This is a genomic window from Pseudomonas sp. W2Oct36 (assembly GCF_041060465.1).
GTDB lineage: Bacteria > Pseudomonadota > Gammaproteobacteria > Pseudomonadales > Pseudomonadaceae > Aquipseudomonas > Aquipseudomonas graminis_B.
In genome coordinates this window covers 33,785-43,802 of sequence record NZ_JAUERW010000030.1, presented here as the reverse complement: position 1 = coordinate 43,802, position 10,018 = coordinate 33,785, and the positions used below count along the sequence as shown (strand labels likewise).

Below are 10,018 nucleotides of genomic sequence, written 5' to 3'. Positions count from 1 at the left end.
GGCCAAACCAGGAGCAAGCACCCTTGGTTACTTGGGGTGCTTTTCCAAGTAACTCGCCGAAGGCGAAACAGTCTGCCCCCAGGCAGACGCTCTTGACCTTGACTTTGATCTTGAGCTTGATCTCGGAAAAGCCAAGCACGATCTGATTGAACTTATGCCCCCAGAACCTGCCGACTACACAGCTGCCGGACACACCGTCCGCTGAGAAATGGAGGCTTATACATGCCAGACGCAAACGGCAAAATCCGCTACGCAGTGGTCGCTGGAGGCTGGATCTCCCAAGGCGCTTTCATGCCCGGACTCGAACAGACCGACAACTCCGTCATGACCGCCCTGGTCACCGGCGACCCGGTCAAGGCCGACAAACTGGCGGAACTGTACGACCTCAAGAGCTACCACTACAACGAATTCGACACCCTGCTGAAATCCGGCGAAATCGACGCCATCTACCTGGCAACCCCCAACTTCCGCCACCGCGAATTCGCCGTCCCCGCGTTGGAAGCCGGCATCCACGTGCTGCTCGAAAAGCCCATGGCCGCCAACGAAGAAGACTGCCTGGCCATCGCCGAAGCCGCCAAACGCTCGGGCGCCAAACTGATGGTCGCCTACCGCCTGCACTTTGAGCCCGGCACCGTCGAAATGGTCCACCGCGTACGCGCCGGCGACCTCGGCGACCTGCGCCTGTTCACCGCGACCTTCGCCCAGACCACCGACCCGGCCAACCACCGCATGCAGAGTGGCTTCGACGCCGGTCCCGTGGCAGACATGGGGCCCTACCCGATCAATGCCGTGCGCAACCTGTTTGCCGCCGAGCCGATTGAAGTCCACGCCGTCGGCATCAAAACGCCGGGCCGTGAAATCAACACATTCGACACGGTCAACGTCACGCTGCGCTTTGCCGAAGAACGCCTGGCGACTTTCACCGTCAGCTACAGCCTGCCGTCCACCGAGCGCTTCCAGCTGATCGGCACCAAGGGCGAGTTCGAAGCGTCACCGTGCTTCGGTTTCGGCGAAGGCGTGGCGATTGGTTACCGGGCCATCATCGACGGCCAGACCACTGAGCACACCCACCCGGTGGTCGACCAGTTCGGCGGCGAAACCCAGTACTTCTCCGACTGCATCCTGCAAGACCGCGAGCCAGAGCCGGACGGCGACGAAGGCTGGCGCGATGTGCGCGTGGTCGAGGCCATTGAGCGCGCGCTGACCACTGGCCAGCCGCAGAAGCTCGAGCCCCTGCCGGAGCGCCCGGGCATCGGCATCGAGCAAGCTCGTCGCCTGCCACTGGCCAAGGTGCCGGAATACATCAATACCGACGAGCCGAATGCATGATCGTGCGGATTGATCACGCGTGGCCCCACGTCAATCAAGCATGGCTTCACGCCGCACGTTGATCACAACCCAAAGCCCGGCTATTTTGATGGCCGGGCTTGCTCGGCAGCTCATTGCCGCGCGCCTTGCGGCTGAAAAAATGCAGTTGTATGATGACTGTCGACTTTTGCGACGAGCCCTTCAGCTCGTTGCCGCTACGCTTCAAACGATCTCGAATTCCCCATCAGGCGCCACGCCTGATCGATTCGCCCCAAAAATAACAGGAGAAGCAGATGCCTACCGTTCTCGGTCAGAACTTCATCGGCGGCGCCCGCAGCGGCCTCGGCGAAGCACGCCATAAAAGCCTCGACGCCACCACTGGCGAAGCACTGCCTTACACCTTTCATCAGGCCACCGACGCGGAAATCGACGCCGCTGCCTCGGCCGCCAAAGACGCCTTCCTCGAATTTCGTCAACTGAGCCCGGCCCGCCGCGCTGAGTTCCTCGATGCCATCGCTGAGGAACTCGACGCCCTGGGCGATGACTTCGTTGCCCTCGTTTGCCAGGAGACCGCGCTGCCAGCCGGTCGTATCCAGGGCGAGCGTGGCCGTACGTCCGGCCAGATGCGCCTGTTCGCCAAAGTCCTGCGCCGCGGTGACTTCCTGGGCGCGCGTATCGATCAAGCGCTCCCGGATCGCAAACCCCTGCCACGTGTCGACCTGCGTCAGCAGCGCATCGGCGTTGGCCCGGTGGCCGTGTTCGGCGCCAGCAACTTCCCGCTGGCCTTCTCAACCGCCGGCGGCGATACCGCGTCGGCGTTGGCCGCCGGTTGCCCGGTGGTGGTGAAAGCCCACAGCGGCCACATGGCGACCGCCGACCTGGTGGGTAACGCCATCGTTCGCGCCGCCGAGAAGACCGGCATGCCAAAAGGCGTGTTCAACATGATCTTCGGCAGCGGCGTCGGCGAAGGCCTGGTCAAGCACCCGGCCATTCAGGCCGTCGGTTTCACCGGCTCTCTGCACGGCGGCAACGCCCTGTGCAAACTGGCGTCCGAGCGTCCACAGCCGATCCCGGTGTTCGCCGAGATGTCGAGCATCAACCCGGTGGTCCTGCTGCCCGGCGCCCTGACGGCACGTGGCACCGCCATCGCCGGCGAACTCGCGGCTTCCGTGGTCATGGGTGCAGGCCAGTTCTGCACCAATCCGGGCGTGGTGATCGGCATTCGCTCCCCTGCCTTGACCGCCTTCACCGAGCAACTGATCGAGCACATGGGCGGTCAGGCCCCGCAGACGATGCTCAACGAAGGCGGCCTGCGCAGCTACAGCAGAGGCGTGGAAAAACTGCTGGCGCATAAAAGCGTCACGCACCTGGCCGGCAAGCCGCAGGAAGGCAAGCAGGCCCAAGCTCAACTGTTCAAGGCCGACGTCAGCATGTTGCTCAACGGCGACGAGTTGCTGCAGGAAGAAGTGTTCGGCCCGACCACGCTGCTGATCGAAGTGGCGGACGACGCTGAACTGAAAGCCGCACTGCTCGCCCTTCGCGGCCAATTGACGGCCACGCTGATTGGCGAAACCGCTGACCTGCAGAAGTACCAGTGGCTGGTGCCGGTGCTGGAAGAGAAAGTCGGCCGCATCTTGGTCAACGGCTACCCGACCGGTGTTGAAGTGTCTGACGCCATGGTTCACGGCGGTCCTTACCCGGCGACCTCCGACGCGCGCGGTACCTCGGTGGGCACCCTGGCCATCGATCGTTTCCTGCGCCCGGTCTGCTACCAGAACTACCCGGACAGCCTGCTGCCGGCTGCTCTGCAAAACGCCAACCCGCTGGGCCTCAAGCGCCTGGTGAACGGCGAGTGGAGCACTGACGTCATCGCGTGATGATGGGGCCTGATTCGTCAGGTCCGACGCGTTGGGTCTGATGCCTTGGACCCACGAAAACGGCGCGGCCCTGTGAGGGCCGCGCCGTTTTTTTGCCCTGTGACACGCCTGGAGCGTTGGCACGGCTGGATTTAGCTATGAATGGAGGGGTTAGTCTGGTGGATAAAAAGCAGATTGAAATGGCCAGTCAGAGCGGTGAAGCGTCAATGTGGCAGGCTGCTAAATGGCTGAACCGGCCGAGCCGCTGCCAAATCTCTACTGACCACAGGTTAGAGGTTTTCACTGACCTCCAGACCGATTTCTGGCGTGAAACCCATTATGGGTTCATTCGAGACAGCGGACATTTCCTAGGGTTTGAGATCACTGGAGGTTTCACCGCTCAAGTCAGAGTGAATGCCGATTTTCGTGAGCTCTATGACCAGGCGGGAATCATGGTCAGGCTCGATGAGGAGACCTGGCTCAAGGCAGGAATCGAATATAACGATGGAATGCCCATGATCAGCAGCGTGTTGACACGAGGCACCTCGGACTGGGCGCCCAGCCGCTTTCCTGGCGACCCCACCGATTTCTGGCTTCGGGTGACCGTTTCCGGCGGAGTGCTGCGCTTGCAATACTCCACAGACGGACTGACTTGGCCGCTGCTCAGACTTGCTCCCTTTCCAGAGGGGGAACGCTATACGGTAGGCCCTATGTGCTGCACACCGGAGCGGCAAGGCTTGAGGGTACAGTTTTCCGAATGGTCGCTGAGCCCACCTCTCGGGCGAGACCTGCACGATTTGACCTAGCCAATCCGCCGGCCAGGCCAGTCAGGCGCCTGGCCGACCCGCATCCCGCCCCTCTCTCTCTGTGGACACCTGAACATGAATGAAGAACTGAGCATCCTCGATCTGCTGGAAGGCACCGGCAAGGCCGTCGTCAAAGGCGCGCTGATCACCACCCAATACACCGGCACCCTCGAAGACGGCACCGTGTTTGATTCCTCCTGGGCGCGCGGCAAGCCGTTTCAGTGCGTGATCGGCACCGGGCGGGTGATCAAGGGCTGGGACATCGGGCTGATGGGCATGAAGGTCGGTGGCAAACGCAAGCTGTCAGTGCCGGCAGCGCTGGCGTACGGCGAGCGCTCGATGGGGGCGCACATCAAACCCCATTCGAATCTGATCTTTGAGATTGAATTGCTGGAAGTGCTGACGCGGGATTATTGAGGTGGTTTGCGAGCGATATTCATCCGACGCTTTGCGGTATGGCAACCGACGCATTCCCGGCTAAAGCCGGTCCCACAAATTGGAGTCCACCCCAGCCCTGCGGGTGTGCACCACTTCCCGTAGGACCGGCTTCAGCCGGGAAGAGGCCAACGTGTACGCCATCAATCTCACGGTGTGGCAACCGACGCATTCCCGGCTAAAGCCGGTCCCACAAATCGGAGTCCACCCCAGCCCTGCGGGTGTGCACCACTTCCCGTAGGACCGGCTTCAGCCGGGAAAGCGTCAGGCGTCACACTGCAAAATGAGGGTGATCACACTGGCCTCTTCCCGGCTAAAGCCGGTCCCACCATTCGGGGTCGCCAACAGTTAGATTGGGTGCACGCAATGCTTTCAGTGGGGGCCTGCCTTCGGCCCCACCATTTCGGACCTACGCTTTCATCAAGACCCGGGCCAGTTTCTTGGCCAGCTCTTCTTCCTTGTAGGGCTTTTGCACGATCAGTTTCGGGTCAACGTCGAGGATGTCGATATCGGCGAAGCCGGTGATGAACATGATCGGCAGTGCCGGGTGGTCACGGCGGACAATTTCTGCCAGCTCGCCACCCGTCATGTTGGGCATGGCGAAGTCGGTCAGCAACAGTTCGATGCCGGGGTCGAGCTTCTTCAGCGCTTCGTCGCCGCTGTCGGCTTCGACCACCGAATACCCCAGCGACACCAGCATCATCGAGGTCACCGACCGTACGGCCGGGTCGTCGTCGACCAGGAGAATGGTGCGGTGCTTGTCATCGGCGTCGGCGCGGCCGGGCATGTCGGACGCGCTGACCACCGGGACCGCCATGCGGGCAACGCTCGGGAGATACACCCGCAGCGTGGTCCCGGCGTTTTCAGCGGTGTCGATGCTCACGCCGCCACCGGACTGCTTGGCAAAACCGAACACCTGCGCCAGGCCCAACCCCGACCCCTTGCCCACCGCCTTGGTGGTGAAGAAGGGTTCGAAGGCCTTGGCCAGGACCTCCGGGCTCATGCCGCAGCCGGAGTCGCTTACCGACAACACCACATACGCGCCGGGCTCCGGATCTTCGGGACGCTGCGGCAGGCGATAGACCATCTCGTTCCAGGTGCTCAGGCGCAATTGCCCGCCCTGGGGCATGGCGTCCCGGGCGTTGATCGCCAGGTTGAGGATGATCATCTCGGTCTGCGTCGGGTCTACCAACGCACTCCACAGGTCCTCGGCCAGTTCGGTTTCCACCCAGACGCTGCCGCCCAGGGCACGACCGAGCAGCTCGCGCATGCCATCGATGGTGTCGTTGAGGTTCAGAGCAACGGGCTCCAGACGCTGGCGACGGGAGAACGACAGCAGCTGACTGGTGAGCTTGGCGCCCCGCTCGCCCGCTTCGCGGATGTTCTGCAAGCGCTGCGGAGACTTGGTAAACACGCCTTTTTCCAGGTCCCGGCTGAGGAAATTCGCGCTGGTCAGGATCACCGTCAGCAGGTTGTTGAAGTCGTGGGCGACGCCGGCCGTCAACTGGCCGACCACCTCCAGCCGCTGCATCTGCTGCAACGCGGCCTCGACGCGTTCGCGCTCTTTGATCTGATCGCGCAGACGCTTGTTGGTCGCCGCCAGTTCGTCCACCACGGCGCGCTCGCCGGTGATGTCGCGGACCGCGGCGTACATCAGGCCGTCGTCCGGCACGATGGTCCACGACAACCAGCGGAATCCCCCGTCGGCGTGGCGCATGCGGTTGACGAAACGGGTCGAGACATGGCCTTCGGCAATGCTGGCGGTTTCGCGCAGCGTGGCTGCCAGATCATCCGGATGAATCAGCTCGCTCAACGGCTGGCGACCGACCTCGTCGCGGCTCCAGCCGAGGGTCGACTCCCAGGCCGGGTTGAGCGCGATCGGCGTCATGTCGAAATGCAGCACGCCGAGCAGCTCCCGGGACAGCTCCCAGGTGCGGTCACGCTCGCGGGTTCGCTGGACGACGCGTTCGCCGAGAATGTCGTTGAGTTGATGCAGCGCCTCGGTGGCGTGCTTGCGTTCGGTGATGTCCTGGATGACGCCGGTAAAGCGCACGCACTGGCCGTCTTCGAAGAGCGAGCGGCCGTTGGAGAACACCCAGCGCTCCTCGCCGTCGTCGGTGATCAGCCGGTGCTCGATCTGAAATGAGGTGTCCACCGTCAGCGCGGCCATGACCTTGCTGTGCAAGTGATCGCGGTCGTCCGGGTGACAGAGCAGAAACATGAGGGCCAGGCTGACGGTGGTGTCGGCGCCAACGCCATAAAGCGCTTTGCAGCGCTCGTCCCACAGCAGCGTGTCGGTGCGCGGATCGTAGGTCCAGACGCCCATGTCGGCCGCTTCGATCGCCAGGTGCGCGCGCACTTCCGCCACTTGCAGCGTCTTCTCCGCATACAGGCGCTTTTCCCGCTCCTGCACCTCGGACACCGCGCGCATGACCGCCTTGGGCAGCATTTTCATGTTCTGCTTGAGGACGTAATCGATGGCGCCCATGCGCATCATTTCGACCGCATGCTGCTCGCCGAAAATTCCGGAGAGAAAAATGAACGGGGTCTTCGGCGCCAGGCGCAGCGCGCTGTTGAGCACGTCGGCGCCGGACGAGCCGGGCAACAGGTAGTCGCTGAGAATGAGGTCAAAACGCGCGGCGGCCAGCTCGCGCTCAACGTCCTGATGGTTGTAGACCAACGTGGCGTCGATCTTCAACCCGCTGTTTTCGAGGGTGAGCAGAATCAGCTCGGCGTCGAGCGAACTGTCTTCGACCAAAAGCAATTTAAGCTGCGATAACGACATGGATAAAAGTCATTGTTCCAGTAAGGGCTTGCGCGAAGCGGGTTTACGCAGGCCAGCAGAAGCCGTATTCAGGAGCCCGGGCGGCGTGCGAGTCGCAGGGAACCCGGTGGTGGCTCGTTCAATACTGCCCAGAACACGCCAAGGTCCGAGATCGCCGAGACGAATTCCTTGAATTCGACCGGTTTGACCACGTAAGCGTTCACACCCAGCGAATAGGCGCGATCCAGGTCGGGTTCTTCGCGCGAAGACGTCAGCATCACCACGGGAATGCTGCGCAGTTCCTCGGTTTCGCGAATGAGCTTGAGCACTTCAAGGCCATCGACTTTCGGCAGTTTCAGGTCCAGCAGCATCACCGCCGGATTGCCGACCACACGATCATGATGGTGGTTGCGGCGCAGCAGGTAATCAAGGGCTTCGGCACCGTCGCGCAGCACGATCACTTCATTGGCCAACTGGCTGCGTTCAAGGGCGACGAGCGTGAGCTCGAGGTCGTTGGGATTGTCTTCCACCAGAAGAATGGGCTTTAGCACTGGGCGTCTCCTTCGACACTCAAAGAGTTACGGTCAACCGCGCTTGGGCAGCGCAAAGTAAAAAGTGGCGCCATGGCCCAGCTGGCTATGGGCCCACACGGTGCCGTCATGGCGTTCGATAATCCGGCGGACACTGGCCAGGCCAATGCCGGTGCCTTCGAATTCCTCCATGCGATGCAAGCGCTGGAACACGCCAAACAGCTTGCTGGCGTAGGCCATGTCGAAGCCCACGCCGTTGTCACGGATGTAGACCACGATCCTGTCGTCTTCCTCGTAACTGCCCACCTCGATCACGGCCGGGTCCTGTTTACGGGTGTACTTGATCGCGTTGGACAGCAGGTTGCGCATCGCCAGGTGGAGAAAGGCGGCGTCGGCGATCACCACGGGCAACGACTCTAGGACTTTCCACTCCAGCGCGCGGCCTTCGTAATCGGGCAGCATTTCCCGGCGAATTGACTCGACCATGGCATTGAGGTCGACGTCGGAAAAGCGCATCGCCGACCGGCCCATCTGCGAAAAGCTCAGCAGGTTGTCGACCAGCGTACCGGCGAACCGCGCCGAATCACTGATGTTTTCGAGGAAGCGGACGCCTCGGTCGGACAGCTTGCTGCCTTCAATGTCGCTCAACAACTCAGCGTAGCCGGCAATGTGGCGCAACGGCGCGCGCAAATCGTGGGACACGCTGTAGGAAAATGCTTCGAGCTCTTTATTGGATTTCTTCAACTCATCGGCCAGGGCAGCCATTTCTTCAGCCTTGCGCAGGACGATGCCCAGCACCGCCGCACGCAGCTCGACCACGGCCTCGCAATCCAAGTCGTCCCAGGGCCGGGAAAACCCACGCACCGTCTGCTGCCACATGGCGAAGCTGTGGCGGGGGCTCAGCGACCCGCTCGGGGTGACACTTTTTTCCAGTTTGCCGGCCCAGTTCACGACACGGGTCTGCTCGGGGCGGAACCAGATAATGAAGTTGGAATGCAGCTCGGAGATCGCCGTCGCCAGCACACCGCTGACCGATTTGGCCAGCACCGGCAGCTCGGGGATGTCGCGACTAACGTTGTCGGAGCGGAAGACCTCGTGGGGATCGCGACCGCTCAACCAGCCGGCGAGCTTGACGATCTGTTCGCGCTCGGGGGTTTCGCCGTAGACATCGACGCTGGCGCCGGAAATCACCGCCGCGCCGCTCGCACCGACAAAACCCAGCAACACGTCAGGCATGGCGCGCAGGCCGCCGGTCACGCTGTCGAGGTCGGCCATCGCCGCGAGCATCTGCACGATCTGCCGACGCAGGCTGAGCATGCGCTGGTTGTCGGCGTGGGCTTCCTTGCTCTCGAGCTGCAGGGACAAGACGCTGCCCAGCAACTCACACGCCGTGCGGGTCTGGAAGCTGACCCGTCGTGGCGTGGCGTGGTGGCAGGAAATCAAGCCCCATAACTGCCCGCGCACCACGATGGAGATCGACATCGAGGCCATCGTCTGCATGTTGCGCATGTACTGCAGATGCACGGGGGATACGCTGCGCAACGTGGCGAAGGTCATGTCCAGCGGCGCGCCCGTCAGCGGGTTGTAAGCGGGTATCAGCGGCGAGGCCTGGTAGTCGACGTCTTCGATCACACGGATCCGGTTGGCCAGGTACATCCTTCGAGCCTGGGCCGGTATGTCGGACGCCGGGAAGCTCAGGCCAAGCATGCTCTCATAGCCCTGATCAGCCACTTCGGCGTTGACCAGGCCGTTGCCGTCGGCGTCGAAGTGGTAGGCAAGAATCCGGCCGAAACCGGTGATGCGCTTGACCTCGGCCACCGAACGCTGGCACAGCGCTTCAATGCTTTCGTCAACGCTCATCTGGCTGATGAACCCGCGAATCAGCGGGTACACATTGCCATAGGCGGTGCTCATGTCGCCGGCCGGCTCGAACTCGGCCATCAGCACCTGATCATGACGATGCACCATTATGGTCATCGGCTGACCGGCTCTTGAGCCCTGCAGAAAGCGCACTTCACCCAGGTGAAAGGGGTTTTGCTCTTCATCCGGCAGCGCCCGCAAGCGCTCGAGCAGCAATTCGTGTTCGGCGAACACATTGGAAAGCGCCACGCCAATCAACGACTGTGGATCAAGGCCAAGCCAGTCAGTGACATTGGCGCTGACCTGAATGACCGTCGAGGCCGCTTCATTGATGACCAGCAAAAAACCCTGGGGCTGAATGCTTCCGGGGATCTGGATCGGTTCCTGGGCGCACTGCTCTATCGCGCTCTGGAGGAAATCGTCGGTGAGGGTCAAGGTTTGGCTCCTTCAACCTTCAGC

The 10,018-nt window shown here is 62.2% G+C and carries 8 protein-coding genes; 4 read left to right on the top strand and 4 right to left on the bottom strand.

Translation table 11 applies throughout. The features are described 5' to 3' along the window. A partial coding sequence (locus QWI18_RS24535) for a hypothetical protein (RefSeq protein WP_369320078.1) occupies window positions 1-193 on the bottom strand: 193 nt, incomplete at its 3' end. 29 nt (window positions 194-222) lie between these two features. On the opposite strand from QWI18_RS24535, the gene QWI18_RS24530 reads away from it, so the two are divergent. The 4 genes from QWI18_RS24530 to QWI18_RS24515 all read left to right on the top strand — a co-directional run bounded on the left by QWI18_RS24530 (window position 223) and on the right by QWI18_RS24515 (window position 4,387). Then, a complete protein-coding gene (locus QWI18_RS24530) occupies window positions 223-1,329 on the top strand; it encodes a Gfo/Idh/MocA family protein (protein ID WP_192131071.1) in 1,107 nt (368 codons plus the stop codon). 272 nt (window positions 1,330-1,601) lie between these two features. After that, window positions 1,602-3,185, top strand: a complete 1,584-nt coding sequence (locus tag QWI18_RS24525) for an aldehyde dehydrogenase (NADP(+)) (protein WP_369320077.1) — start codon at window positions 1,602-1,604, stop codon at window positions 3,183-3,185. Window positions 3,186-3,391: 206 nt separating this feature from the next. Further along, the gene (locus QWI18_RS24520; RefSeq protein ID WP_197985909.1) at window positions 3,392-3,970 is read left to right on the top strand and encodes a DUF1349 domain-containing protein; all 579 of its coding nucleotides are present in this window, start codon (window positions 3,392-3,394) and stop codon (window positions 3,968-3,970) included. 75 nt (window positions 3,971-4,045) lie between these two features. Next, window positions 4,046-4,387, top strand: a complete 342-nt coding sequence (locus QWI18_RS24515) for an FKBP-type peptidyl-prolyl cis-trans isomerase (RefSeq protein ID WP_369320076.1) — start codon at window positions 4,046-4,048, stop codon at window positions 4,385-4,387. Between the two features lie 427 nt (window positions 4,388-4,814). Here QWI18_RS24515 and QWI18_RS24510 read toward each other — a convergent pair whose 3' ends face one another. From QWI18_RS24510 to QWI18_RS24500, 3 genes are all read right to left on the bottom strand, one after another. Then, the gene (locus tag QWI18_RS24510) at window positions 4,815-7,190 is read right to left on the bottom strand and encodes a hybrid sensor histidine kinase/response regulator (RefSeq protein WP_065991455.1); all 2,376 of its coding nucleotides are present in this window, start codon (window positions 7,188-7,190) and stop codon (window positions 4,815-4,817) included. A 68-nt stretch (window positions 7,191-7,258) separates the two neighbouring features. Then, a complete protein-coding gene (locus QWI18_RS24505; protein WP_065991454.1) occupies window positions 7,259-7,720 on the bottom strand; it encodes a response regulator in 462 nt (153 codons plus the stop codon). A 33-nt stretch (window positions 7,721-7,753) separates the two neighbouring features. Next, on the bottom strand, window positions 7,754-9,994 hold the full coding sequence (locus QWI18_RS24500; protein WP_369320075.1) for an ATP-binding protein: 2,241 nt from the start codon (window positions 9,992-9,994) through the stop codon (window positions 7,754-7,756). Between the last annotated feature and the right edge of the window lie 24 nt (window positions 9,995-10,018).